This window comes from Virgibacillus sp. SK37, from assembly GCF_000725285.1.
In the GTDB taxonomy this organism is placed as follows: domain Bacteria; phylum Bacillota; class Bacilli; order Bacillales; family Amphibacillaceae; genus Virgibacillus_Q.
Genome location: NZ_CP007161.1, coordinates 747,698 through 774,620 on the forward strand (window position 1 = coordinate 747,698; position 26,923 = coordinate 774,620).

25 protein-coding genes, 2 rRNA genes and 1 pseudogene are annotated in these 26,923 nt (G+C 39.9%); 15 read left to right on the forward strand and 13 right to left on the reverse strand.

What is annotated here, in order from left to right:
* Nucleotides 1-22 precede the first annotated feature (22 nt).
* From X953_RS03745 to X953_RS03755, 3 genes are all read right to left on the reverse strand, one after another.
* Nucleotides 23-1,129: a DUF1648 domain-containing protein gene (locus tag X953_RS03745; RefSeq protein WP_040954427.1), complete on the reverse strand. Its 1,107-nt coding sequence runs from the start codon at nucleotides 1,127-1,129 to the stop codon at nucleotides 23-25.
* Entirely contained in the window at nucleotides 1,130-1,525 is a 396-nt protein-coding gene (locus tag X953_RS03750) for a GntR family transcriptional regulator (RefSeq protein WP_019375448.1), read from the reverse strand.
* Nucleotides 1,526-1,881: 356 nt separating this feature from the next.
* A complete protein-coding gene (locus X953_RS03755) occupies nucleotides 1,882-2,298 on the reverse strand; it encodes a helix-turn-helix domain-containing protein (protein ID WP_040954428.1) in 417 nt (138 codons plus the stop codon).
* A 146-nt stretch (nucleotides 2,299-2,444) separates the two neighbouring features.
* Here X953_RS03755 and X953_RS03760 point away from each other — a divergent pair, with 146 nt between their 5' ends.
* The gene (locus tag X953_RS03760) at nucleotides 2,445-2,735 is read left to right on the forward strand and encodes a hypothetical protein (protein ID WP_040954429.1); all 291 of its coding nucleotides are present in this window, start codon (nucleotides 2,445-2,447) and stop codon (nucleotides 2,733-2,735) included.
* 170 nt (nucleotides 2,736-2,905) lie between these two features.
* Here the strand turns inward: X953_RS03760 and X953_RS19715 are convergent, their stop codons facing one another.
* The 3 genes from X953_RS19715 to X953_RS03770 all read right to left on the reverse strand — a co-directional run bounded on the left by X953_RS19715 (nucleotide 2,906) and on the right by X953_RS03770 (nucleotide 4,978).
* Nucleotides 2,906-3,037 (reverse strand): YfhE family protein, encoded by a 132-nt coding sequence (locus tag X953_RS19715; protein ID WP_156958440.1) that lies wholly within the window; start codon nucleotides 3,035-3,037, stop codon nucleotides 2,906-2,908.
* Nucleotides 3,038-3,180: 143 nt separating this feature from the next.
* The gene (locus tag X953_RS03765; protein ID WP_040954430.1) at nucleotides 3,181-3,738 is read right to left on the reverse strand and encodes a GNAT family N-acetyltransferase; all 558 of its coding nucleotides are present in this window, start codon (nucleotides 3,736-3,738) and stop codon (nucleotides 3,181-3,183) included.
* 331 nt (nucleotides 3,739-4,069) lie between these two features.
* Nucleotides 4,070-4,978, reverse strand: coding sequence for a TIGR01777 family oxidoreductase (locus tag X953_RS03770; protein WP_040954431.1), 909 nt, complete (start codon nucleotides 4,976-4,978; stop codon nucleotides 4,070-4,072).
* Between the two features lie 125 nt (nucleotides 4,979-5,103).
* Between X953_RS03770 and recX the strand changes: the two genes are divergently transcribed.
* Entirely contained in the window at nucleotides 5,104-5,916 is an 813-nt protein-coding gene (gene recX / locus X953_RS03775) for a recombination regulator RecX (RefSeq protein ID WP_040954432.1), read from the forward strand.
* A gap of 54 nt (nucleotides 5,917-5,970) precedes the next feature.
* On the opposite strand, the gene X953_RS03780 is transcribed toward recX, so the two are convergent.
* Complete coding sequence (locus tag X953_RS03780; protein WP_040954433.1) at nucleotides 5,971-6,630, reverse strand: SDR family oxidoreductase; 660 nt, start codon at nucleotides 6,628-6,630, stop codon at nucleotides 5,971-5,973.
* 110 nt (nucleotides 6,631-6,740) lie between these two features.
* On the opposite strand from X953_RS03780, the gene X953_RS03785 reads away from it, so the two are divergent.
* Nucleotides 6,741-7,076: a YfhH family protein gene (locus tag X953_RS03785; protein WP_040954434.1), complete on the forward strand. Its 336-nt coding sequence runs from the start codon at nucleotides 6,741-6,743 to the stop codon at nucleotides 7,074-7,076.
* Between the two features lie 230 nt (nucleotides 7,077-7,306).
* Here X953_RS03785 and X953_RS03790 read toward each other — a convergent pair whose 3' ends face one another.
* A complete protein-coding gene (locus X953_RS03790; protein WP_040954435.1) occupies nucleotides 7,307-8,293 on the reverse strand; it encodes a metal-dependent hydrolase in 987 nt (328 codons plus the stop codon).
* 135 nt (nucleotides 8,294-8,428) lie between these two features.
* Here X953_RS03790 and mutY point away from each other — a divergent pair.
* Nucleotides 8,429-9,491 (forward strand): annotated as a pseudogene (mutY, locus tag X953_RS03795) (A/G-specific adenine glycosylase).
* Nucleotides 9,492-9,566: 75 nt separating this feature from the next.
* On the opposite strand, the gene X953_RS19995 reads toward mutY, so the two are convergent.
* Entirely contained in the window at nucleotides 9,567-9,740 is a 174-nt protein-coding gene (locus X953_RS19995) for a hypothetical protein (protein ID WP_198023310.1), read from the reverse strand.
* Between the two features lie 142 nt (nucleotides 9,741-9,882).
* Between X953_RS19995 and X953_RS03800 the strand changes: the two genes are divergently transcribed.
* The 3 genes from X953_RS03800 to X953_RS03810 all read left to right on the forward strand — a co-directional run bounded on the left by X953_RS03800 (nucleotide 9,883) and on the right by X953_RS03810 (nucleotide 12,706).
* Nucleotides 9,883-10,053: a gamma-type small acid-soluble spore protein gene (locus tag X953_RS03800; RefSeq protein WP_019375460.1), complete on the forward strand. Its 171-nt coding sequence runs from the start codon at nucleotides 9,883-9,885 to the stop codon at nucleotides 10,051-10,053.
* A 289-nt stretch (nucleotides 10,054-10,342) separates the two neighbouring features.
* Nucleotides 10,343-10,870: a DUF402 domain-containing protein gene (locus tag X953_RS03805; protein ID WP_040954436.1), complete on the forward strand. Its 528-nt coding sequence runs from the start codon at nucleotides 10,343-10,345 to the stop codon at nucleotides 10,868-10,870.
* Nucleotides 10,871-10,948: 78 nt separating this feature from the next.
* Nucleotides 10,949-12,706 carry an ABC transporter ATP-binding protein gene (locus X953_RS03810; RefSeq protein ID WP_040954437.1) on the forward strand — a complete coding sequence of 586 codons (1,758 nt, stop codon included), beginning with the start codon at nucleotides 10,949-10,951 and terminating at the stop codon, nucleotides 12,704-12,706.
* Between the two features lie 36 nt (nucleotides 12,707-12,742).
* On the opposite strand, the gene X953_RS03815 is transcribed toward X953_RS03810, so the two are convergent.
* Complete coding sequence (locus tag X953_RS03815; RefSeq protein ID WP_040954438.1) at nucleotides 12,743-14,035, reverse strand: glutamate-1-semialdehyde 2,1-aminomutase; 1,293 nt, start codon at nucleotides 14,033-14,035, stop codon at nucleotides 12,743-12,745.
* A gap of 171 nt (nucleotides 14,036-14,206) precedes the next feature.
* On the opposite strand from X953_RS03815, the gene X953_RS03820 reads away from it, so the two are divergent.
* From X953_RS03820 to perR, 5 genes are all read left to right on the forward strand, one after another.
* Complete coding sequence (locus X953_RS03820; protein WP_040954439.1) at nucleotides 14,207-14,638, forward strand: potassium channel family protein; 432 nt, start codon at nucleotides 14,207-14,209, stop codon at nucleotides 14,636-14,638.
* Nucleotides 14,639-14,691: 53 nt separating this feature from the next.
* Nucleotides 14,692-15,159 (forward strand): thioredoxin-dependent thiol peroxidase, encoded by a 468-nt coding sequence (bcp, locus tag X953_RS03825; RefSeq protein WP_040954440.1) that lies wholly within the window; start codon nucleotides 14,692-14,694, stop codon nucleotides 15,157-15,159.
* Between the two features lie 155 nt (nucleotides 15,160-15,314).
* On the forward strand, nucleotides 15,315-15,935 hold the full coding sequence (locus X953_RS03830) for a sugar transferase (RefSeq protein WP_052350030.1): 621 nt from the start codon (nucleotides 15,315-15,317) through the stop codon (nucleotides 15,933-15,935).
* A 76-nt stretch (nucleotides 15,936-16,011) separates the two neighbouring features.
* Entirely contained in the window at nucleotides 16,012-16,959 is a 948-nt protein-coding gene (locus X953_RS03835; RefSeq protein WP_040954441.1) for a D-2-hydroxyacid dehydrogenase, read from the forward strand.
* 172 nt (nucleotides 16,960-17,131) lie between these two features.
* Nucleotides 17,132-17,581 (forward strand): peroxide-responsive transcriptional repressor PerR, encoded by a 450-nt coding sequence (gene perR / locus X953_RS03840; protein WP_040954442.1) that lies wholly within the window; start codon nucleotides 17,132-17,134, stop codon nucleotides 17,579-17,581.
* Between the two features lie 191 nt (nucleotides 17,582-17,772).
* Here perR and pabB read toward each other — a convergent pair whose 3' ends face one another.
* From pabB to X953_RS03855, 3 genes are read right to left on the reverse strand one after another with little or no spacing between them, the layout of a single operon-like run.
* Nucleotides 17,773-19,503: an aminodeoxychorismate synthase component I gene (gene pabB, locus X953_RS03845; protein WP_040954443.1), complete on the reverse strand. Its 1,731-nt coding sequence runs from the start codon at nucleotides 19,501-19,503 to the stop codon at nucleotides 17,773-17,775.
* Nucleotides 19,481-20,080 (reverse strand): aminodeoxychorismate/anthranilate synthase component II, encoded by a 600-nt coding sequence (locus tag X953_RS03850; RefSeq protein WP_040954444.1) that lies wholly within the window; start codon nucleotides 20,078-20,080, stop codon nucleotides 19,481-19,483. The genes pabB and X953_RS03850 overlap by 23 nt, the downstream gene beginning before the upstream one ends.
* Nucleotides 20,081-20,124: 44 nt before the next feature.
* On the reverse strand, nucleotides 20,125-20,517 hold the full coding sequence (locus tag X953_RS03855; protein ID WP_040954445.1) for a YgzB family protein: 393 nt from the start codon (nucleotides 20,515-20,517) through the stop codon (nucleotides 20,125-20,127).
* A gap of 132 nt (nucleotides 20,518-20,649) precedes the next feature.
* Here X953_RS03855 and X953_RS03860 point away from each other — a divergent pair, with 132 nt between their 5' ends.
* The 3 genes from X953_RS03860 (at nucleotide 20,650) to X953_RS03870 (ending at nucleotide 26,871) form a co-directional block, all read left to right on the forward strand.
* Nucleotides 20,650-21,525, forward strand: coding sequence for a nucleotidyltransferase-like protein (locus X953_RS03860; RefSeq protein ID WP_040954446.1), 876 nt, complete (start codon nucleotides 20,650-20,652; stop codon nucleotides 21,523-21,525).
* Between the two features lie 528 nt (nucleotides 21,526-22,053).
* Nucleotides 22,054-23,619: ribosomal RNA gene (locus X953_RS03865) — 16S ribosomal RNA — on the forward strand.
* Nucleotides 23,620-23,954: 335 nt separating this feature from the next.
* Nucleotides 23,955-26,871 (forward strand): 23S ribosomal RNA (locus tag X953_RS03870).
* Together the 16S and 23S rRNA genes form the textbook arrangement of a ribosomal RNA operon.
* Nucleotides 26,872-26,923: the final 52 nt, after the last annotated feature.

The following is a 26,923-nucleotide window of genomic DNA, read 5'->3' on the forward strand; positions in this document are numbered from 1 at the left end:
GAAGCCGATAAAAGGTTAATATTTATAAATTTAATAACAAAGGTATCCCTATTGCTAAAAGAATAATAGCCAGCAATATAACCCAAGACATTGGTCTTGCCATGTTTGCCGTCCAGCCGATACCAAATCTTTTTTCTAAAAATAAGGCAGGATCATCTTTATTAAAGTAAATCTGACCTAGCTTCCAATACTTATCATCATCCCTGTCTATGGATAATTGTTGGCCTTCTGATGGTTTACTTAAACGACTTCCTCCTTGCCCAGTGGTAATCGCGAGCAAAATGGCTCCAAGTGTCAACATAATAGAAATAATGATGGATAGTAATACCAACCATTTCTGGTTAATCGGAAAAATGAAGGATGCTTGAATCGCAGAAAATAAAATACTCATAGCTATTCCGGAAATAACGGTATATAGAGACCATCTTCGTCGGAAAATGATATTTCGTCTGATGGAGTCCTCTGGGTTTGTTGTACTAATTTGTTGCTTCGCCTTTGCAATCATTACATTAATGAATAAGAAAAGTGATGTTAAATAAATTTGCATAATAGGCATCATAAGTACAGATCGATACGATTTTGTTGACCAGTTAGTTACCTCTCCAGAAAAATTATATTTGGTAGGTATTCGCTCTGGTATACGATCATAAAGTTGAAAAGTGATTAAAATCATTATAAAAGCTAATACATACGCTACAATAAACCATAGATTGGAATAGGTTAGTTTTTGCCGGCGAAATTCTGTATTAATTGTGACTTGCTGGGTTCTAATTTTCACCCAATTATTTTGATCTTTTAGTTGTTTCATTTGTTTGTGAAAGTGAATATAAATGAAAAAACTACTAATAATGTACAAGATAAGTAGGCCACTAAAAAATAAGCTGATTTTCTTTTCTGTGTCGAGAGTAGTAGCTGATAAAATAAATACGATTGTTACCACTATACTCAGAATCCCAGTCCACCAGGCATAACTTTTGCGCATTTTCTTTAGCTCATTGTTAAAATATACTTCTTCCGGGATGGAGATCCCAAAACTTTCTGTCTTTCTGGTCCAATACGGGATAAAAATAATTGAAATATAAACTGGAATCTGGATAACTAGCAAAAGAAGGATTGGTACCACTTCCATTTAATTCCCCTGCCTTTCTGTCATAAATTCTTTATATAAATCACTACAAACATTTAAAAAGGCTTGCTCATCCATTTCTCTGCAGATTGATTCAGAGATTAGAGGACGAAGCTTATGTGAAAGCTGCTTTATATAAGCAGTAGTTGCTGAAGGTACACCCTCAGGGTTTACTACGACACCCTTTTGCCGGTGAATTAAAATAAATCCTTCCTGTTTCAACTGTTGATACGATTTATTAACTGTATGAAGATTTACCCCAATATCTGAAGCGAGAGAACGCACAGATGGTAAGTCTTCGCCAGGTTTCAACTGGCCTTTGGCAATCCCTTCAATTATTTGATGGATTAATTGTAAATATATTGGTTCCTTGGATTCAAAATCCAATTGTATAAGCAACTTATGCCACACCCTTTACGTTGTGTTATCTGTTATATTTAATGTATAACAGATAACACAGAGTGTCAAGGGAATTTATTCTCTATAAAAAGGTTGAATTTATAGGCATGCCTAAGGGTGGGAGGCGGTATTGGATAATGCGAAGTAGTGAAGGAGACAATCGGCAGGAGAGCAAAAGTATCCGCCGGAGGAGAAATAAATCAGCAGGAGGGCAAGATAATCTGCCATACATTTTTTTAAGTAATTGTTTATGGTCTTCCAAGTCAATTCAGTTTTTCTATTTTACCAATCATTGGGTAATTCCAACATATATACCAAAAAAAAGATCGAGCTGAAATTTTTTTCAGCTCGTCCTTTTAAATTTGCTCTATTTGATCAATTAGTTCACTTAGAAGATTATGTATGGATTGTTGTTTTTTATTCGATAAATCTTTTAAACGATAAATATCTTTTTTAAGCTTAGGGTGTGTCATCAGATATTCAACAAGTTCTACTACATCTTCATCAAAACTCTTTGAGGGGGAACTATAGATTCGTTTGAAATCCTTTAATAAATCGTCTCGAAAAGTATGATTCCCGGTAAGATGATCAAGTGATACACTAAATAAATTGCTCAGTTTGATAAGTGCATTTACATCTGGAGTAACAGTATTACTCTCCCACTTAGCAACAACGGAACGGGAAGTAGATAACTTTTCAGCCAATTCTTTTTGTGTCCAATTCTGTTGGTCTCTAAAAAATCTTATATTATACGATATTTGATCAACACTCATGTTATCACACTCAGCTATTTTGTAAGATTTATGTTTATAAGTACTTTTAATCGTATCATGTAAATGCATGAGCACTGTTGAAAATTTGTTCTTAATAATAACATATAGTAAAATGTACTAAATAAGAACGAAAGTAGGGGATATATTTGACCAGTTGTATAATCATTAAGCATGAGGATATTACTAGTTTAGCTATATGTAAGATTTTGCGTCTTATTTTTTACGAAGAAGATTTTGAAATTGAAATCCAAAATAAAGAAACGTTACATATTTATTTATGGAACGTAAAGAAAATAGTTATTTGGCAAACAGTACTGCAGTTTATTACCTCGCAGCTTTCTGTTGGCTATGGATTTGGTTCGAATATTTATGAAGCATTTACAGCTGCAGAAGATTCTCTACAGAAAACAACAAAGATTATTTATCCACAGGCATAGCAGCTCCAAACTTACTTCTCCTTAGTTACTCAGAAAAGTTATCCACTTTATCCACAGAAGATCACACATATGTGGAAAAGATCTGTTGATAACTAATGCTTATTCCAGCAGGCTTCTTAGCTTTTACCCACAACTCGTGTATAAATGTGGATAAAAGAGGGAAGCTGGTATTATCCACGGCTTCCCTTTTTTGATAACTGTCTATATACTTGGTCAGCTTGCTTGAATTCCTTTTGGTAAAGCACTTCTTGGGTTTTGGAGAGAAAACGTTCTCTCTGATTGCTCTTTGAGTTCAGTTTCATATAACCACCCTATCTTTTAGTAATATCTAAGTTCGGTGCATGCCCAGCACCAGTGTCTGACTATGCAAAGCCTATAACAATTTTTGGTGAGGCGCTTGGGCTTTTCTAATATAGGATAGGTATAAATGAAGAAAAATATACTATTATATTGCATCTTCTTCTGTTAGATTGCTTTCCGCATTAGCAAATTGTTGGTATGACAGATAGTGATCTTTAGTAATAATAAATAAATCATACACATCAGCATCTTTATTAATTTGGTTATATAATTGTGGATAAGTAGAGTTTGCAAGTGCAGCATAGGGTAGTTTTAGCACTGCTCCCAAGGAACGTTTATTTGTTTTACGTACTTTCATAAAGATCCCTTCAATACCGTGTACATAAAATAATTCATCAAAAAATTGCTCCTTTGCTACTTTGTTATAACCCTTTCCGAAATAAGGCTGACCAATCCATGTGGCTAGAAATCCATGATTATTTTGTATGTCGAATAAATTGATTGTGCCAATAGGATGATAGTTTTCATCAGTAATGGTGCGGGAAATAAGCTCACCATTTTCTTCGGCTTCTAATGTTTGTTTCGTAACAAAATAAAATTCATCGCTTGAAGCTGCTTTATGTCTTACATAGGGAAAGACGTCCGGGTGAGACATCAACTGGTATAATACTGGCACTTCATGCAAATCACGCTTTTTTAACATAAAAAATACCCTCCTACGTCCAGGTGGGTATGCTACATATCCTTTAAGGAAATCTAGTCAGCGCCCACCCTCGAATTTTTAGTTAACGTTCAACAAAAATTCGGGGTGGGAATCGAACCCACTAGAACCAGCAGAAGCTGGTGGCGCACCATTTGCCTTCCCTATTTAATTTACACGTTTTATGTTTTATAAATTTCATCTCTTTCGTAATTTATGCTTTAAGCAATAAATTTGATACTTTCATTTTACACAGTTTTATTGAAAAAGGGAATCACTTTTTTTGTCAAAATGAATGTTTTTTTGTTGAAAAAATAAATGAAGCTTTATCAATTTATTTGTTAGGTTTTTGGCGTTTTTGCTCAATATGTTGCAAGGCTTCTTTAAGGGAAGGGAAGCTAAATTCAAAACGGTGATCTAGCGCCTTCTGAGGCAATACATATTGTCCTTTATTAATTAGTATCGCCATTTCTCCAACAACGAGCCGGATAAGAGGTGAAGGTACCGGCAACCAGTATGGACGATGCAACACACTGGCAAGCGAACGCATGAAATCCTTGTTTCTCTTAGGATGAGGAGAAGTCGCATTAACGGGTCCCTTCATTTCTTTATTGAATATACAAAACTCAATTAGTCTAACAACATCCTCAACATGCACCCATGAAAGCCATTGTTCTCCATTGCCTATTTTTCCTCCCGCAAACAGTTTTACGGGAAGCTGCATATAGGGTAAAGAACCTTCTTCACCTAATATTACTCCAAATCTGGTAAAGACAGTGCGAATACTAAAATCCTCTGCTTTTTTTGCCGCCTTTTCCCATTGAGAGGAAACATCAGCTAGGAAGTCATTACCCGCTTGTTTTGTTGCCTCAGTGAAAATGAGGTCCTCTGAAGTACCATAATAGCCGACAGCTGACCCGCTAATAAGAACTTCCGGCTTTGTTTTCATTTTTTGCAGCAAATCTATAACGTGATTTGTTGTTTTAATGCGACTGGATAGAATAGCATCCTTCTTCTTCTTTGACCAATATCCGAATAAGGACTCTCCTGCCAGGTTTACTACCGCATGTATTACAGGGAGCTCTTCTACAGGATAATCATAGCCGATGAAAGTAGTGAGATTTGTATTCTTTTTATTTTCAGGAGATCTGGTAAGTATGTACGTATGGTGGTCCTTTTTATGCAGTGATTCAGTAAGATGCTTTCCAACAAACCCTGTTCCTCCGGTTATTAATATGTTCATTTTTTGTCACCTGCCTTATGCTATTAATACTAAATCTTCATTCTATTATATGCTATTTTTCGATTCTTATTGTAGTGTCCGGATAATCTTTACATGTTACTATAGGGAAAGGGGGTGAGGTGTTTATGAAGATTTCCCGAATCACTACACAAAAGAAAAATAAGAACCGGTATAATATCTTCTTGGATGATGGCCAAAAAGAAACGTATGGCTTTAGTGTGGATGAAGCTATACTAGTTGAGTATCAGCTACGTAAAAATATGGAGCTGGATGCTTCCACGATTGCTATGCTTGTCCAAAAAGATACGATACATAAATCATATACCCAAACGATCAACTTTTTAAGCTACCGTATGCGTACAAAAAAAGAAATCCGTGATTATTTGTTAAAAAAAGAGGTTGATGAGAAACACATACCCGTTATTATGGAAAAACTGGAGAAAGAAAACCTGGTGGATGATCGTCAATTTGCTGAAATGTTTGTACGATCTCGCATTAACACATCATCTAAAGGACCCAAGCTTATAAAAAAAGAACTGATAGAGAAGGGAGTCGCTGCTGACATTGCTGGCCAAGCGACAGAAAATTATTCTTTCGAGGAGCAATACGAGAAGGTTCTTAAGTGGATTAACAAAAAAATGAATCAAAAGAAAAAGGATTCTTATCGCAAACAATTACAGCAAGCACAGGCTAATCTGGTTCAAAAAGGATTTACACAGGAAGTGATCCAAGAGGCTGTAGCGAACATGGAAGAGACCCAAGATGGAGAAGCCGAATGGGAGGCAGTTTTATACCAGGGAGAAAAGCTGTGGCACAAACATTCCAGAAAGGAAGAAGGGTATTATCTTCGCAACAAAGTAAAAGAAGGTTTATATCGCAAGGGCTTTTCTCTGGAATCGATCAATCGCTTTTTGGATGATAGAACTGGAAGGGAATGAAAGTTAGCTAGAATAAAAAGGATGCACGGCTTTGTACATCCTTAACTACAACTTCTATTTATCGATAATTATTTCCTTCCTACCATCATCCTGCTCAATAATTTTTTTTGCTACAGATTGAGGGCTTTGCAGACCGGAAGCATCCTTTACATGGGTTGACTCATCCCAGAACGGCGTATTCATTCCACCCATATAAACAGATGTGATTGTATATTCCTCATCTTCCCACTCTTTCTGAAGGCTTTCCGTAAATCCCCGAATTGCAAATTTGCTTGCACAATATAATGATTCATTCTTTTTACCGCGTAACCCTGCAGTAGATATAATCGTCAATATTCTACCTTTACTTTCTTTGATCAGTGGGGCAGCTGACTGAACAGTGAATATTGTTCCCTTTACATTGGTATCAAGGATGTTCTCAATTTCTTCCAATGAATAATTATTTAGAGGTCCAAAGATACCTGTTCCTGCATTATTGATAAATAGATCAAGTTTACCTATTTGCTGGAAGGCAATGCTCACAGAAGCCTGTTCTCTAACATCACATAGAATAACTTCTGCCTGACCACCAGCTTGCATTATTTTTTCTTTTACAATTTGTAGTTTTGTATCTGTTCTTCCGAGTAGAAATAATTTATATCCCTTTGCGGCATATTCAATTGCCAAGGCTCTTCCTAACCCGGTACCTGCACCTGTAATAGCTGCATTTGGCATTATATCACTCCTCTTGTATGAAAATTCCAGTCCTTATTTAGACAACATTATTCCCATTGTCTTAAACAATTGGTAAAATGTAAAATGATAGGTAGGAGGAGTGTTTAACGATGGCAAATAATTATAGATATAGTGATTATACAATAGAACAATTAAGAGCGGAAATCGGTAAGTTAAAGGAGAAGGCACAGAAAGCGGAGCAGCTTGGTAATGTATCAGAAGTTGCGGTAAATGAGCGAAAGATGCAGGTTGCCTTAGCATATACGTTGAATCCGGAGGACTTTATCGCAGGGGAAGTATATGTGCTGAAGAATGATCCAGGGTATACATTTAAAATAAACTATGTGAACGGGGTCTTTGCTTGGGGGCATAGAAGGAACCTTCTTCAGGAAGAATTCGAAGCAGAAGAAGCAATTCCAATTTCTTTATTGGAAGAAGTAAAGTAGTTTGATTCCGTTATCAAGGATAGTCGGATGTTCGGAAGAGAAATAAGAAATAGCAAAACAGCAGGTGGCTTGCCTGCTGTTACATGTTTGTGAATTTCCCTATATACATCCTTTATCTCGTTATGAAAAGGAGATCGGTTAAGACCGCCGCGATGCGCGGTAACACCGATTCACCTCGCTTGGCGAGGCGCAGTTTGTACGTTGCTAAACGGGCGCTTCCGCTTTTGTATTTAAACAGGTGATTCCTCTACATACAATTTGCTCTGTAGTTTCTTTTCAGAGAAAATCCACCCTGTGTAGGAGCTGATAATGTTCATATTATCACTAATTTGTACTACTGCAACGAAGGGGTAATAGCCTTTCGAACGGTATCGCAAATCAATAAATCGAACCTCGGTGAAATCATCATAATCGTTGACCTCCCAGCGGTAGACAGGTGAAAAGGATAAAAATGCAGAAATGTTTTTATCTGTTAATGCTTTATCCATTATTTCTGTCTCTGGGAGAGGTTTCTTAATAAACTCATCTACAATTTCGATATGGCCGTTTTCCACTGCACCAACGTAGAATTTAGTCTTCGTCGTTATAGCTACACGCCAGTAGTTCTGCTTTATTGTTGGTGATGTTGCAATTTTTTCGGTTTCGGGATAATAGCTTTTAACTTTTTTAACAATTTCCCTTTTATCCAAATATCTTTTAATATAATAAAGGAAAATTACTGAGTAGATAATTAGCCATGTATACCCAGGGTTAGCTCCAAGTGCCCATACGCAGATCCCTGCTATATGCAGGATAAATATATATGGATCAAATGTGTTAATAAATCCGTGGGCGACCCACTTATTTGTAAACGGCCGATATGCCTGGGTTCCATATGCATTGAATATATCTACGAATACATGGAGTATAACGGCAATTGCCGTCCATAACCATAAGTAGAAAAACTCCACTTGTGGAACAAACAAATGTATAATACTTGAAATAAGAATGCCCCACATAATGACTGCAGGCAGGGAATGAGTTACTCCCCGATGATGACGTATATAAGTGGCATTATTTTTTAATTTTAAAACAGTATCAAAATCAGGTGCATGAGAACCTACAATTGTTCCCACAAGAACTGCATTAAATAATGCTGGATCACTTTGAACGGCAGGATCTAATGTAGCTATGCCGCCAAGTGCTACACCCATGACGATATGTGTGCCAGTATCCATTAAAAAGGTCCTCCTCCAGTGGTAGGGTTATTCTTTATTATTTGCTCAAAATTGTTTTTATTAGAAAGTAAAAAGTACCAAGTACAAAAATAGAAAGTATAATTATTTTTATTGTACCATATAGGAAGTGATTTTATGATTAATAAAAGCTTACAAAACATTGACATTACGCGATTTCAAAGAAATTTAATTAACTGGTATAAGATCAATCAACGGGACTTGCCCTGGAGAATGAATCGAGATCCATACCGTGTGTGGGTTTCTGAAATTATGCTACAGCAAACGAAAGTAGACACGGTTATTCCCTATTTCTATCGATTCATGGAAAAGTTTCCCACGCTCGAAGATTTAGCTGCTGCGGATGAGCAGGAAGTTCTAAAAGCATGGGAGGGCTTAGGTTACTATTCCCGAGCACGGAATTTGCAAAACGCCGTTCGTGAAGTAGTAGCAGAATATGGGGGAGAAGTACCTACTAATCCAAAAGATCTTGGGGCATTAAAAGGAGTTGGACCATACACGAAAGGGGCAATTTTATCGATTGCATTTAATCAGGCTGAACCTGCCGTCGACGGAAATGTGATGCGAGTTTTTTCGCGCGTACTTCGAATAGAAGAGGATATAACGCTGCAACGGACTAAGAAGCTTTTTGAAGCGTATGTAAAAGAGATGATTGATAAAGATGATCCTTCTTCTTTTAACCAAGCTGTAATGGAATTAGGGGCTCTCATTTGTACACCGAAATCACCAGCATGTCTATTTTGTCCTGTTCAAGAACAATGTAGTGCATTTGCTGAAGGGGTTCAGGAGGAACTGCCAATAAAGAAAAAAGCAAAAAAAGCAAAAAACGCTTCCCTATCTCGTGCCTTTAATAAAAAACAAAAGCAATCAATATTTGATTGAAAAGCGATCTGATGGAGGCTTGTTAGCCAATCTATGGCAATTTCCGATGGTGCCAGAAGAAGAAAAGGATAACCTGGAAGATTGGCTTTACAAACAATACGGGATAAAAATTGAATTAAAACTTAAAGTTGGTAATTTGAAACATGTTTTTTCTCATATTATTTGGGAGCTGGATATTTATGAAGCGAGTACAACTGCAGATGAACTAATAGGAGATAATATCCGCTTTGTTTCAAAGGAAGAAATGCTCGCATATCCGTTCCCGGTCTCACATCAAAAAATGATGGATTATTTATAATCCGGGCCCCTGTATGAGAGCCCGGATTTTTGATAGGAGCTATAACATTTTGGCTTTAAGGCGCTTGCGCTTTTCTTAATCTCTGCTTTGCATTTCTTTGTTTATTTCATGTAGTATGGATAGCCCTTCTGGGTTTACATACGGTAATAGTTGGGATAATGCATGTTGAAAATAGTAAAGTTCATCATCATGCCATCTTTCCTTCGACATCATGGAAAGCTCTGTAAAATCTCTTCTGCTTGTATCCATCCTATTCCCTCCATAATGAGTAGTACATTATTATAATTTACTTAACCAAAATATTTATTCTGGCAAGGTATATTTTACCAATACTTGATAAGCATAATAACATTTGAAGGTGGACAGATTAATTATTGCGGAGGTGATAATGATGGCTAAAAAACCTAACCAAACTACTTCAGGTACAAACGTTCAGCATGTAAAGCAACAAAACCAAAAAGCTGCTCAAGGACAAGGGCAATACGGTACTGAATTTGCTTCTGAAACAAACGCTCAGGAAGTTAAAAAGCAAAATCAGAAATCACAACAAAATAAAAAATAGTATCTTCCCCCGATATGAAAAGAGTTTCTCTGTTGCAGCTGGACTGTAACCGGGGAACTCTTTTTTAATTTGTATAATTTACTGCAAAACAACTAAATTTACCTGACATAGTACTTTGTTATAACTTAAAAGAAAACGAGCAGCCCTTGTCCATCGCTTGTCATTTATTGATGATATACCTAGCTTATTTGCTCTTATAGTGGGCGTTATACTTTATATTTCCTATTGGAGCCCGTATAATGTAGTCAAGATTAGATACGGATTACAAACTACGAGAAAGGGAGATAGGATGGTTGCGCCGAGGCCAGGTACCAAAATAAAGATACAGAGCTATAAACATAATGGACAACTTCATCGCGTGTGGGAAAACAGCCTTGTTTTGAAAGGAACAGAATCAATTGTTATTCTGGCCAATGATAAAACAAAAGTAGTGGAAAGTGACGGCAGAACTTGGATTACAAGAGAGCCTGCTATTTGTTACTTTCATTCCAAGCATTGGTTTAATATTATTGGTATGTTGCGGGATGACGGGATTTATTATTACTGCAACATAAGTTCTCCTTTTGTATATGATGAAGAAGCACTAAAGTATATTGACTATGATTTAGATGTTAAAGTATATCCCGATATGACATACGACCTTCTCGATGAGGATGAATATGAAGAGCATAGTAAATTGATGAACTATCCACGAGTGCTTGATCGTATCCTACATAATAATATGGATTATTTACTCCGGTGGGTTCGCCAAAAGAAAGGCCCTTTTTCTCCAGATTTTATTGATGGTTGGTATGAGAGATATTTAACATATCGCTAAACCTGATAAAAAAATTCTTCCTTGTTACTTTAAGTAGCGAGGTTTTTCTTTCAATTATGGATAAAGGAAGTTTAAAACATGAGCAGTGTAAAGCAATACATGAAATTTGTAAAGCCATATAAGTGGAAAATAGTAGCTACTATATTAATTGGTATTATTAAATTCGGAATACCGTTATTAATGCCGCTCATACTTAAATATGTAATCGATAATATTATTAATGCAGAAGGATTAAGCTCCCCAGAAAAAACGACAAACTTATTATGGTTAATGGGTGTATCCTTTGTCGTGTTCCTTGTTCTGCGTCCTCCTGTAGAGTACATACGACAATATCTAGCACAATGGGTAGGTAATAAAATCCTTTATGATATAAGGGATAGACTCTTTGACCATCTGCAAAAACTTAGTTTGAAATATTACTCTAAGACAAAAACCGGGGAAATTATTTCCAGGGTAATACATGATGTCGAACAAACGAAAACTTTTGTTATTACCGGACTAATGAACGTATGGCTGGACTTAGTAACAATTCTCATTGCAATTGGTATTATGATGACAATGGATGTAGGCTTAACCCTCGTTGCAATCATACTATTTCCATTCTATGGGTTTTCCATTAAGTATTTCTATGGCAGATTAAGGCGGCTTACCCGTGAAAGATCACAGGCACTTGCCGAGGTGCAAGGACATTTACATGAACGTGTCCAAGGTGTACCAGTCACCAGGAGCTTTGCACTGGAAGATTATGAGCAGAAGCAATTCAGTTACCGAAATGAGAACTTCCTGGATAGAGCATTGAAACACACGAGTTGGAATGCAAAGACATTTGCTGTTACCAATACAATTACTGACCTTGCTCCATTACTGGTTATTGCATATGCGGGCTACCAGGTCATTCATGGTAACTTAACATTAGGTACAATGGTAGCTTTCGTTGGGTATATGGAAAGAGTATACAGTCCACTTCGTCGGCTGATTAACTCGTCAACTACACTTGTACAATCTATTGCTTCCATTGACCGTGTTTTTGAATTACTTAATGAAAAATACGATGTGGTAGACAAAAAGGATGCAAAAAAACTTACGAATGTAGAAGGACATGTAGATATTGAAAATGTTTCCTTTCGGTATGATGAGGAAGAGCTTGAAGTTCTGAATAACGTTACATTGCATGTGAGGGCAGGAGAAACAATTGCATTTGTTGGTATGAGTGGTGGAGGAAAATCAACATTAATTAGTTTAATTCCTCGTTTTTATGATGTTACCAAAGGTGCGATTAAAGTAGACGGAAATGATGTGCAACATGTAAATGCACGCTCTTTGCGTAATAATATTGGCATGGTATTACAGGATAATACGTTATTTAGTGAATCTATTGCTATGAATATTCGGATGGGTAATCCGGATGCAACAGATGAAGAAGTTATCTCTGCTGCTAAAGCTGCGAACGCCCATGAATTTATTGAAAGTCTTCCATATGGTTATGATACGTTTGTTGGGGAGCGAGGGGTTAAGTTATCTGGTGGTCAAAAACAGCGGATTGCCATTGCACGTGTATTTCTAAAAAATCCGCCAATTTTAATTTTTGATGAAGCTACCTCTGCACTTGATTTAGAGAGTGAACATACAATTCAAGAGGCGTTGGAAAAGCTTGCTTCTGAAAGGACAACTTTCATTGTTGCTCACCGACTTGCAACGATTACACATGCTGACAGAATTGTACTTATTGAAAATGGGGAAATTGTAGAAGTTGGTTCCCATGAAGAGTTAATGCGCAAGCAAGGTGGATATTATAATTTATACCAAGTGCAGCACTTGGATGATGGTACGAATTAATAAAAAAGCATCCCTTGAAAGGATGCTTTTTTATATTTATTCACTCATTGCCGCAAATGCTTTATCGACGGCGTCAATTGTTTGTTCTATATCTGTTTCTGTATGTGCTATTGTTAAGAACCATGCTTCGAATTTAGATGGTGCGAGATTGATCCCTTGCTTTAGCATTAGTTTAAAGAATTTGGCAAATGACTCTCCATCGCTTGCTTCTGCTTGATCATAATTTGTGATTTTTTGGTCTCCAAAATATAAAGTGAGGGCACCGCATAATCTATTCACAGATACAGGGATGCCATGCTTCTCCGCCTGCTGAAGAATACCTTTCTCCAACTTCTCTCCCAATTGGTCAAGTTTTTCGTAAACGCCCTCTTCTTGAAGAACCTCTAAACAAGCGATTCCTGCTGCCATTGAGGCGGGGTTACCTGCCATGGTTCCCGCCTGGTATGCAGGTCCAAGTGGTGCCACCTGTTCCATGATATCCATTCTGCCTCCATATGCTCCAATTGGAAGTCCCCCGCCAATGATTTTCCCCATTGCTGTCATATCTGGTTCAATTCCATAAACTTTTTGTGCACTTCCATACGTAAAGCGGAATGCGGTGATAACTTCATCATAAATTACTAGGGCACCAGCTTTGTGTGTGATGTCATTGACTGCTTGTAAGAAACCTTCATGAGGTTCAACAATACCAAAGTTGCCAACAATTGGCTCCACTAAAACTGCAGCAATTTCGTCACCCCACTTAGTTATTGCTTCGTTAAAGGCCTCTAAGTCATTAAACGGGACAGTAATCACGTCCTGAGCAACAGCTTTAGGAATTCCCGCCGAATCCGGTGTTCCTAATGTAGCAGGACCAGAACCAGCCTGGACAAGAACCGCATCAAAATGCCCATGGTAGCAGCCAGCAAATTTAATTACTTTGTTGCGACCAGTGTAAGCTCTAGCTACACGAATAGTTGTCATTACTGCTTCTGTCCCTGAATTAACAAACCGCACTTTTTCCAGTGAAGGGATTGCTTCTTTTATCATTTTAGCAAATTGATTTTCCAATTTTGTTGGGGTGCCATATAATACCCCGGTTGTAGCTGCATGAGCAATTGCTTTAGCTATATGCGGATGGGCATGGCCTGTAATAATTGGTCCATATGCTCCTAAATAGTCAATATATTTATTCCCGTCTACATCCCAGAAGTAGGCACCTTGTCCTCTTTCCATATAAACAGGAGTTCCGCCTCCAACTCCTTTATACGCACGTGATGGAGAATTCACCCCTCCCACAATATGTTGCAATGCTTCTTTATGTAATCGTTCTGAATTAGTAAAGTCCATTTAAATTTTCCTCCTTTGATTAGCATCAAATCAATTAACAATATAACAAAATAAACGATTAGGGTACATTACTGTTTCCCTACATTATCGTAAACCTCTTGTAAATAAATGACAAGCTTAAGAAAAAAAAGCATAGACTGATTATATAGAAAAGGATAGAGAGGGTTCCCTATGAATACAATTCCTGTTATTAGCTTAATATTAATTAGTGTTGTCATACTTAAAAGCATTATTAACTTTATTCCTATTGGAAAATACAAGGTGGAGTTAAAGGATAGCCGCTTTTCCTCTGAACTATTCTTCACTCTATTTATTACTTATATTGTTGTAATTATTGGGTTTGGTTTAGTGTATTTCATCCTATCTTTACAAAATACCATCCTGGTGGAAAATGGCGAATTAAGAGAGGTAGGGAAACTCGGTTCTTTTATCCATTCGATGTATTTTAGTGGAGTAACCATTTTAACCATCGGCTATGGTGATATTACCCCCATTGGAATTGGGAGGTTTATTGCGATTGCAGAAGCACTTATTGGATATATTCTCCCTGCGGCTTTCGTATTAAGAGTGGTGGAGTTAAGAGGAAGAAGTAGAGATGAATGAAGGATAAAGGCTACTATGGTATAGTAGATATACTATCATTCAGGAGGGGTATAATGGCTGTTGAAGTAGGTAAACAAGTAAAAGACTTCACATTACCTGACCAGAGGGGAAATGAAGTTCGTCTATCTGATTTTAAAGGCAAAAATGTAGTGCTTTATTTTTACCCAAAGGACATGACGCCAGGCTGTACTACGCAGGCATGTGATTTCCGTGACGCACATGAAAGCTTTGGGGAAGTAGATGCAGTAATTATTGGTGTAAGCCCAGACCCGATTGAGCGTCATCAGAAGTTTATTGATAAACATGATCTGCCTTTTTTATTGCTTGCAGATGAGAATCATGAGTTGGCAGAGGAATTTGACGTATGGAAACTAAAGAAAAACTTTGGTAAAGAATATTATGGAATTGAGCGTTCGACTTTTATTCTTGATAAAGAAGGCAACTTAGTTAAAGAATACCGAAAAGTGCGCGTCAAAGGGCATGTGGAAGAGGCACTTGAATATCTACGTGCAAATCAATAAGAAGAAAAGAAGCAGTCTTTTAGCAGGCTGCTTTTTTTTATATTTCCTGGTTACTCCCTATCAAGTATTATTAATTTTTGTAATATAAAGCAATGTTTAAGAATAGATTTCTAATAGAGAATGAGTCTGAATTCTATTAGAAATTGGGTGATTGTATGATACATGAAAAACAAATACGTCCTGAAAAAAAGGAACTATCAAGTTACTATGTCATGAAGCGGATCATGGACATTTGTATAAGTATCAGTCTATTATTTCTACTGTCTCCGTTACTTCTCTTCATTAGTTACCAAATTATAAAAAGGGAGGGGAGACCGGTTCTGACTAGGAAGTCATGTATCGGTAAAAATGGTAAGTATTTCCAAATGCTTTACTTTCGTACGATGACCAATCCTTCTCGTGTCATTCATGCTTTTCCAGAAGCAAAAACAAAACCGGTTCCCATTCATTACTATAAGGGGTCCACGAGTATAGTTACACCAACAGGCAGGTGGCTTAAGAAGTATAAGCTGGATAAATTACCCCAATTATGGAATGTATTGAAAGGGGAAATGAGTTTTATTGGCCCACTAGCAAAGGAAACGGAGCAAATTTCTTCAGCTGATTCAAGCCACCTTTCTATGAGACCTGGTTTGTCTGGACTCACTTTAATAGAAGAAGTTGAAAAAAGTAACCAAGCTTACGATGAAGAGGAACGCTTCTATTGTAAATATTGTTCATTAAAGTTGGATATAAGGATTGCTTGGCAGTCAATGAAAAAAATGATGACTAATTAAAATTCATAACCTTCTTAGTTTTCAATGCATATAAATTCCTTTAATATAGAGAGTATATTAAGGGAGGTTGACTAACTTGATCCTTTTTTCTGCAAAAATATCAGAAAAGCATCAGATAAGATTGAAAGAAGCATTTCCGGAACAGCAGTTCATTATGTGCTCTTCAATGGATGAAGCGAGTGCATATTTGAAAGCAGCGGAGATCTTAGTTACATACGGAGAAGATTTAACTCCTGAATTAATCGAACATGCCGCTCAATTAAAATGGATTATGGTTTTATCTGCCGGAATGGACCGGATGCCATTTGACGCTATTAAGGCTAAAGGAATTCTTGTAACTAATGCACGAGGCATTCATAAAACACCGATGGCAGAGTATGCAATATCTATGCTACTTCAAGTATACCGCCAAGCAAAAATACTAAAGGAAAGAGAAAAGGAGCATGATTGGGATCGTCATGTGCGAATGGAAGAATTGAACGGAAAGACGCTACTTGTGGCAGGAGCTGGAGCAATTGGGCAGGAAGTAGCTCGACTTGCAAAAGCTTTTCAAATGAAGACAATTGGACTCTCAAGAAGTGGGGAACAGAGAGAGCATTTTGATGAAAATTACCAATCCACTGAGCTGGAGCGCTTATTGCCAGAAACAGATATAGTTGTATCTGTGCTGCCCAGCACAAAAGAAACGAGAGAGTTTTATACATATGAACATTTCAGGAAGCTTCCAAAGCATGCCGTGTTTCTCAATATGGGACGAGGGGATGCGGTGAAAACAGAAGTTATCTTAGATGCGATAAGAAATAAAGAAATAGCACATGCTGTGTTAGATGTTTTTGAAGAGGAGCCTCTACCAAATGACCATCCTTTTTGGGATGAAGAAAATATTACTGTTACACCACATTTGTCAGGGATTTCCAAGCTATACCAAAAGCGGGCATTAGATATTTTTGAAGAAAACCTTAAGATATACCTTCAAGGTAAGGATGATTTTGTAAACAAAATTGATGTTAGCAGGGGTTATTAAAAGAACCTTATTAAAATGGCCCATGCAGTCTAAGTGGAAATATTAGTTATAATGATTCTTAATTTATAATATACTTTTATTGACAGAGAGCCATGGTAAGCAGTACACTATTTATAAAGATTATAAATTGATAATATCCTTGTAATTAGACAAAATACTGAAAGAGAGGTGGATGACGGTGTCTGAAAAACGTTTACGACAAGCAATAGATACACTAAAAGAATCAGGCGTCCGGATCACACCACAACGCCATGCGGTATTGGAATATCTTTTAAATTCCATGGTTCATCCAACAGCAGATGAAATATATAAAGCACTGGAAGGGAAATTCCCGAATATGAGTGTTGCAACAGTGTATAATAATCTGCGTGTTTTAAAAGAGATAGGATTGGTAAGGGAGCTCACATATGGAGATGCCTCAAGCAGATTTGACTGTAATACTGCTGAACATTACCATGCTATTTGTGAATCTTGCGGAAAAATAGTTGATTTTCATTACCCTCCATTGGATGAAGTGGAGTCATTGGCGGAGCAGGTTACTGGTTTTGATGTCAGTCATCACCGGATGGAAGTATATGGTACTTGTGAAGCTTGCCAACAAGTTGCAACACAAAAGCATTAATACTCCTGAAATGGCACTAGCCTGAGCGAGTCATTTTCGCTTTATACTTTTTTATCTATAAAAACCCAAATGCGTACGCTACGCATTTGGGTTTTCTTGCTGTTTTAGGAGAAAGATTGGATGAACAGCGACATTTATAGGCATGTCCAGATCACATCGGTAAATGGTACACCCAAAGTGCTTCCTTAAAATCAAATCAGTTTTACTTCAACCCATCTCCGTACACTATTTATTAGCCATATACGAGAATAGGAAGGAAGCTCATCGAGCATTATTTTTCTTACTTCTATTTCACCCTTTTCGAGTAGGTGCTTCCGGAATGTTCCTGCCAAAAGTCCGGATTCAACTGGTGGGGTATACCGCTTTCCGTTTTTTTCTACAACGATGTTCCCGTTAGTAAATTCGGTTATTTCTCTGTTCTCATTCCATAGAAGTGCATCGAATACGTCCGTATTTTCGGAAAGGTGCTCCTTGTACACGGAGCGATTCGTCGTCTTATAGTATAAAAATGGGTTGGTACGATCAATTGGTTTAGTGGCAAGACCAACAGGCGGAATGTTGTTAAAGGGAGAAACGGCTTTTGCTTCTATTTCCGTGTCTCCATACTCATCTGCCAGTAAGCGAACTTTCCACTGCCTATGTTCCAAGCCTTCTATATACGTAGTTAGATCCTGCTTGATTTTGTTCGTATCTATCTGAAAGTTAAAGAAGTCAGCAGCTCTTTTTAAGCGTTCTACATGTAATTCTAACAAGAATATTTCTCCATGTTCACACCCAATTGATTCTAGTAATCGGAATGGTTCATGATTTACTTCCAACACCTTGGCTTTCGTAATTACTTCTTCATATTCCTCATCCGTTTTTGAGTCCCAAGTTATACCGCCGCCCACACCGTAAGTAGCAATTCCTTTTTCTTTGTCTAAAATAACCGTTCGAATTGGTACGTTAAAGACAGCCTCATTTTCCGGTGTGATGTAACCCATTGTTCCACAATATACATCTCTTGGTTCGTCTTCCAACTCATTAATAATTCTCATTGTGCTAATTTTAGGTGCGCCTGTAATCGAACCACACGGAAAAAGCGCCTTAAATATATCAGTAATTGTGTGGTTCTCCTCCAATTCAGCTGTAACCGTTGAAGTCATTTGATGGACGGTAGGGTATGTTTCAATAGAAAATAAATGAGGTACTTTAACCGTTCCAGGGATGGCAATGGCACCCAAGTCATTTCTTAACAAGTCAACGATCATCACATTTTCTGCACGGTTCTTTTCGGAATGATAAAGCCATTCTTTGTTTTGGGTATCCTCAGCAGCTGTCCTTCCCCGGGCCAAAGTCCCTTTCATCGGTCTTGTAGTTATCTTTCCTTCTTTTAAATGGAAAAACAATTCCGGGGAGGCTGACAGAATGGAAAAATCATTAATATTAAAATAGGCGCCGTAATTCGCAGACTGTGCTTTACTTAAACAGGTATAATACGATAAAGGATCACCTTGGAAGGCTGCATGCATTCGTACAGTATAATTTACTTGGTATGTATCTCCACTTTCAATCTGCTCTTTTATCTTATTTAGGTTCTCTTCATACTCAGTCTTGGAGCTTCGGTGTGACCACTTAGAAGTCCGAAATGATTTATAGCTTTGAATCTCTCTTTGTTCAGGCTCATTAAAGATACCAAACCACAGCAAAGGCAGATTTGAGCTGGAATGGGTGTATGCTGCATGGTCAAATGCAGGAGCAGCTTCATAGGAAAGATAGCCTGCAGCATAATAGCCTTCATTTACGGATTGTTGAACCTCAACTAATGCCGGAAGCACTTCGGTTACAGATGAAGCTTGGATGATGCGCACAGGATGTTGAAAAAGTAATGGTGCTTCTTTTTTATTGTCTGTACGGAAATTAAAATAGAGCAGGGGATCCATTCATGGGCACCTCCTTCTTTTTAAAAAAGTTTTTAAAAATCTCTAATCCCTGTTCTGTCAGAATCGCTTCCGGATGGGATTGGATGGATTCCACCGGATACAAGCCATGCCTTAACGCCATAATTTCTCCATTGCTTGTTGTAGCTGTTACATGGAGGCAATTGGGTAATGTATTTGGATCGACAATAAGAGAGTGATATCTGGTCGCAGTTAGCGGGTTGTTTAAGTGCTGGAATATACCCTTGCCATCATGTTGAATGGATGATACTTTTCCATGCATGGGTTGTTCTGCCTTAATAATATTTGCTCCAAAGGCTTGAGCGATAACCTGATGCCCCAGACATACCCCGAAAATAGGTATTTGCTTATAGAAATGTCCCACTACATCTAAACAAATCCCTGCTTGATCCGGGCAACCGGGCCCAGGGGAAATTAAAATATGGGATGGTTCCATTTTTTCTATTTTTTCTATAGTTATTTCATCATTACGCTTTATCCTAATTTTTAACTCAAGCTGTTTCAAATATTGCACAATGTTATGAGTGAAGGAATCATAATTGTCTATAACAAGTATCATTGTTGTCCTCTTTTCTATAAAAAACTCCGCCACGAAGACGGAGTTTAATTATCTTTATTTATTTGCCGTGCTTTTAGTTCTTTGTTATATTTTCTCGTGTTATATTTTTCATCAAATTCTTTGCCTTCTAAATTCTTATCAAGTGTGAGTGGCTGTTTGCAATGCATGCAAGCATCTACACGACCAAGCATTTTTGTCGGCTTTTCGCAATTTGGGCAGACAATAGGAACAGCTTTTAGTGATAATGTGCCAATCCAAAGGTAAACAACACAACTAAGCACGACCATGATTACTCCCAGAATGAAAAAGGTGACCATTAACCACTCTATCTTTTTTGTTAGAATACCTCCATACATTAAAAGAATTCCTGCAAATATGAGTATCAAAGCAAATGATCTTATTTTATTTATTTTACTTGAATAAACTAACTGCGCCATCCTTATCCTCCTTAATAATACATTAGTCAGTATAGCATATTTTAATGAAAAATTTGATGAAGAAAAAGGAATTCACGTAAATGTAACGAATTATTATATATAAAAATAGAAATAAATTGGAGGAAATCAGCAATGGAAAATTTCCTGAGACCTATATATCAAGAACATGCAAGTGATGCTGACACATTGGGAATACTAATTATGGAAAGAACGAAACAAAATAGCCCTGTTACTGATAACTTTGATGTGATCCTGCTTATTATAATGAAGGAAGCAAAACAGGATTGGCATGTAAAACATTATGAGTTTGATGATAAAACTGCTGCCATGCACGTTGTTAAAGAAGATGTCCTTATGGAATGGATAGATAAAAGTGGATACAGAAGAGCAGTCGAGTGGATTATATATGGACGGGTTATTTTTGATCGGAATGAATACATCTATCAATTAAAAGATCAGCTCAGAGATTTCCCGAATGAAAAGCGAAATTCACGGAAGATGTTAGAGTTTGGTAAACTAGTAAAAAGCTTTAATGAAGCAAAGGACTTGTATGAATCAGGCGATTACAAGGATGCAAATAGTAAAATTCTGTACTCTTTGCATTATTTAGCTCGACTGGCGGTTATTGAAAAAGGCTATTATCCGGAAGTAACTGTCTGGAGCCAGGTGAAGCAAATAGATCTTGAAGTTTATAAGCTATATGAAGAATTCATTGAAGGAAACGAAGAGTTAGAGAAAAGAATTCAGCTAATGATTATAGCTATGGATTTTGTTTTAAGCAGCAGAGCACTTGCTTCCTCACAACAACTTTTAACTGTAATGAAGACAAAAGACACACCTTGGTCTTACGGGGAATTAATTGAGCATCCTCATATTAAGGACTTTTCTCTTGATCTCACAGCTATTATCTCCTACTTAATTGAGAAAAAAATAATAATGACGGTTAAGCAAGAGACTAAAGGTATAGATGTATACCATCGGAAATATATGATAAACGATGAGAGTTAAATGAATGTAGAAGGACGGTTCCTCCGTCAAAGCTGAGGATCCGTTTCTATATAATTGAATAGAGGGAGTTTCTTTTATTGCAATGATTTAGAGGCTAGGTAGTATTGTTGTCATAAAGTGTAATGTTTTGTTAAACTTTTTGTTGACTTTGTAATGTAACCATGATAAAGTTAAATCCGTCGCAAAAAACAAATGAATTTTGTTCAGACGGCGAAAAAATATATAAATTACTTATTGACTTAGCTCATGAAAGTATGATATATTAATAAAGTCGCCAAATTGATCAGCGACACAGCAACTTAAAGTAATTTAAAAAAAGTTGTTGACATGATAACTGAAACATGATATATTAATAAAGTCGCTGTTTTGAGAAAGTGACTAACGAATTCGCTCTTTGAAAACTGAACAAAACAACCAGTATGTCAAGAAAAACATGACGTTTTTCGTTGATTTTTAAAAGCCAGAAGTTAACGCTTCTGCAGCTAAGACATTGAGATAAGATTGATTGGTGTCGATCTTATTCAAACTTTTATGGAGAGTTTGATCTTGGCTCAGGACGAACGCTGGCGGCGTGCCTAATACATGCAAGTCGAGCGCGGGAAGCAAGCTGATCCTCTTCGGAGGTGACGCTTGTGGAACGAGCGGCGGACGGGTGAGTAACACGTGGGCAACCTGCCTGTAAGACTGGGATAACCCCGGGAAACCGGGGCTAATACCGGATAATACTTTTCATCACCTGATGGAAAGTTGAAAGGTGGCTTCTTGCTACCACTTACAGATGGGCCCGCGGCGCATTAGCTAGTTGGTGAGGTAACGGCTCACCAAGGCAACGATGCGTAGCCGACCTGAGAGGGTGATCGGCCACACTGGGACTGAGACACGGCCCAGACTCCTACGGGAGGCAGCAGTAGGGAATCTTCCGCAATGGACGAAAGTCTGACGGAGCAACGCCGCGTGAGTGATGAAGGTTTTCGGATCGTAAAGCTCTGTTGTTAGGGAAGAACAAGTGCCGTTCGAATAGGGCGGCACCTTGACGGTACCTAACCAGAAAGCCCCGGCTAACTACGTGCCAGCAGCCGCGGTAATACGTAGGGGGCAAGCGTTGTCCGGAATTATTGGGCGTAAAGCGCGCGCAGGCGGTCCTTTAAGTCTGATGTGAAAGCCCACGGCTTAACCGTGGAGGGTCATTGGAAACTGGAGGACTTGAGTACAGAAGAGGAGAGTGGAATTCCACGTGTAGCGGTGAAATGCGTAGAGATGTGGAGGAACACCAGTGGCGAAGGCGACTCTCTGGTCTGTAACTGACGCTGAGGCGCGAAAGCGTGGGGAGCGAACAGGATTAGATACCCTGGTAGTCCACGCCGTAAACGATGAGTGCTAGGTGTTAGGGGGTTTCCGCCCCTTAGTGCTGAAGTTAACGCATTAAGCACTCCGCCTGGGGAGTACGGCCGCAAGGCTGAAACTCAAAAGAATTGACGGGGGCCCGCACAAGCGGTGGAGCATGTGGTTTAATTCGACGCAACGCGAAGAACCTTACCAGGTCTTGACATCCTCTGCAATCGGTAGAGATACCGAGTTCCCTTCGGGGACAGAGTGACAGGTGGTGCATGGTTGTCGTCAGCTCGTGTCGTGAGATGTTGGGTTAAGTCCCGCAACGAGCGCAACCCTTGATCTTAGTTGCCAGCATTTAGTTGGGCACTCTAAGGTGACTGCCGGTGACAAACCGGAGGAAGGTGGGGATGACGTCAAATCATCATGCCCCTTATGACCTGGGCTACACACGTGCTACAATGGATGGAACAAAGGGAAGCAAAACCGCGAGGTCAAGCAAATCCCATAAAACCATTCTCAGTTCGGATTGCAGGCTGCAACTCGCCTGCATGAAGCCGGAATCGCTAGTAATCGCGGATCAGCATGCCGCGGTGAATACGTTCCCGGGCCTTGTACACACCGCCCGTCACACCACGAGAGTTGGTAACACCCGAAGTCGGTGAGGTAACCTTTTGGAGCCAGCCGCCGAAGGTGGGACCAATGATTGGGGTGAAGTCGTAACAAGGTAGCCGTATCGGAAGGTGCGGCTGGATCACCTCCTTTCTAAGGATTTAGAACGGAACGCCGAGGACCTTCGGGTCTTCCGGTAAGGACATACATGGTTGTTTGGTTCAGTTTTGAGAGAGCGAATCTCTCTTTTTGTACCTTGAAAACTAAATAAGAGTAACAACGACATCAAATAAAAAGCTGAGGCGACTGCTCAGCGACGTACGGACTGGACTGACCCGTAGGAGATAAAGGAAACACGATGAATGTAAATGAATCGATGTTGACTTATTGTACGAAGGGGAAGGAAGTCGCGCTAGTCGCTAGGAGCCAAAGCTAGATTTAAATAAAAGCAAGGCTAAGAAATTAGCACGCTTATTCATTGTAAAAATAGTTAAGTGAATAAGGGCGCACGGTGGATGCCTTGGCACTAGGAGCCGATGAAGGACGGGACTAACACCGATATGTCTCGGGGAGTCGTAAGTAGACGTTGATCCGAGAATTTCCGAATGGGGGAACCCACTGTTCGTAATGGAACAGTATGCATAGCTGAATACATAGGCTATGTGAGGCAGACCCGGGGAACTGAAACATCTCAGTACCCGGAGGAAGAGAAAGCAAATGCGATTTCCCAAGTAGCGGCGAGCGAAACGGAATTAGCCCAAACCAGAAAGCTTGCTTTCTGGGGTTGTAGGACACTCCTTTGGAGTTACAAAGGAATTCTTTAGATGAATCGATCTGGAACGATCAGCCACAGCAGGTAAGAGCCCTGTAATCGAAAAGGAATTCTCTCCGGAGTGTATCCTGAGTACGGCGGAACACGAGAAATTCCGTCGGAATCCGGGAGGACCATCTCCCAAGGCTAAATACTCCCTAGTGACCGATAGTGAACCAGTACCGTGAGGGAAAGGTGAAAAGCACCCCGGAAGGGGAGTGAAAGAGAACCTGAAACCGTGTGCCTACAAGTAGTCGAAGCCCGTTAATGGGTGACGGCGTACCTTTTGTAGAATGGACCGGCGAGTTACGATCCCATGCAAGGTTAAGTGGAAGACACGGAGCCGCAGCGAAAGCGAGTCTGAATAGGGCGATTTGAGTATGTGGTCGTAGACCCGAAACCGTGTGATCTACCCATGTCCAGGGTGAAGGTCAGGTAACACTGACTGGAGGCCCGAACCCACGTATGTTGAAAAATGCGGGGATGAGGTGTGGGTAGGGGTGAAATGCCAATCGAACACGGAGATAGCTGGTTCTCTCCGAAATAGCTTTAGGGCTAGCCTCAAGAAAATGAGTACTGGAGGTAGAGCACTGATTGGACTAGGGGCCCTCATCGGGTTACCGAATTCAGTCAAACTCCGAATGCCAGCTACTTAGACTTGGGAGTCAGACTATGGGTGATAAGGTTCATAGTCGAAAGGGAAACAGCCCAGACCGCCAGCTAAGGTCCCAAAGTATACGTTAAGTGGAAAAGGATGTGGAGTTGCCCAGACAACCAGGATGTTGGCTTAGAAGCAGCCATCATTTAAAGAGTGCGTAATAGCTCACTGGTCGAGTGACTCTGCGCCGAAAATGTACCGGGGCTAAACGTATCACCGAAGCTGCGGATTGTTCTTACGAACAATGGTAGGAGAGCGTTCCAAGTGCTGTGAAGTCAGACCGTGAGGACTGGTGGAGCGCTTGGAAGTGAGAATGCCGGTATGAGTAGCGAAAAAAGAGTGAGAATCTCTTTCACCGAAAGCCTAAGGTTTCCTGAGGAAGGCTCGTCCTCTCAGGGTTAGTCGGGACCTAAGCCGAGGCCGAAAGGCGTAGGCGATGGACAACAGGTAGATATTCCTGTACCACCTCATGAGCGTTTGAACGATGGGGGGACGCAGTAGGATAAGGAATGCGCACCGATGGATGTGTGCGCCCAAGCAGTGAGAAAGTTGGATAGGCAAATCCGTCCAACAATTTCAAGCTGTGATGGGGAGGGAAATTGAGTACCGAAGTTCCTGATTTCACACTGCCAAGAAAATCCTCTAGTGAGTTCATAGGTGCCCGTACCGCAAACCGACACAGGTAGGCGAGGAGAGAATCCTAAGGTGAGCGGGAGAACTCTCGTTAAGGAACTCGGCAAAATGACCCCGTAACTTCGGGAGAAGGGGTGCTCCTTTAAGGAGGAGCCGCAGTGAATAGGCCCAAGCGACTGTTTAGCAAAAACACAGGTCTCTGCGAAGCCGAAAGGCGAAGTATAGGGGCTGACACCTGCCCGGTGCTGGAAGGTTAAGGGGAAGCGTTAGCTTACGCGAAGCGCAGAACCGAAGCCCCAGTAAACGGCGGCCGTAACTATAACGGTCCTAAGGTAGCGAAATTCCTTGTCGGGTAAGTTCCGACCCGCACGAAAGGTGCAACGACTTGGGCACTGTCTCAACGAGAGACCCGGTGAAATTATACTATGCGTGAAGATGCGCATTACCCGCGACAGGACGGAAAGACCCCGTGGAGCTTTACTGTAGCCTGATATTGAATGTTTGTACAGCTTGTACAGGATAGGTGGGAGCCTTGGAAACCGGAGCGCTAGCTTCGGTGGAGGCATCCGTGGGATACCACCCTGGCTGTACGACCATTCTAACCCAGGGCCGTGATCCGGTCCGGAGACAGTGTCAGGCGGGCAGTTTGACTGGGGCGGTCGCCTCCCAAAAGGTAACGGAGGCGCCCAAAGGTTCCCTCAGAATGGTTGGAAATCATTCGCAGAGTGTAAAGGCAGAAGGGAGCTTGACTGCGAGACCTACAAGTCGAGCAGGGACGAAAGTCGGGCTTAGTGATCCGGTGGTTCCGCATGGAAGGGCCATCGCTCAACGGATAAAAGCTACCCCGGGGATAACAGGCTTATCTCCCCCAAGAGTTCACATCGACGGGGAGGTTTGGCACCTCGATGTCGGCTCATCGCATCCTGGGGCTGTAGTCGGTCCCAAGGGTTGGGCTGTTCGCCCATTAAAGCGGTACGCGAGCTGGGTTCAGAACGTCGTGAGACAGTTCGGTCCCTATCCGTCGTGGGCGTTGGAAGTTTGAGAGGAGCTGTCCTTAGTACGAGAGGACCGGGATGGACACACCGCTGGTGTACCAGTTGTTCCGCCAGGAGCATAGCTGGGTAGCTACGTGTGGTAAGGATAAGTGCTGAAAGCATCTAAGCATGAAGCCCCCCTCAAGATGAGACTTCCCATCACTTCGAGTGAGTAAGATCCCTCAGAGACGATGAGGTTGATAGGTCCGAGGTGGAAGCGTGGTGACACGTGGAGCTGACGGATACTAATAGATCGAGGACTTAACTAATTTTCTTCTTTGATGGTCGTTGTTTTTCTCTTATTTAGTTTTTAGGGTATAA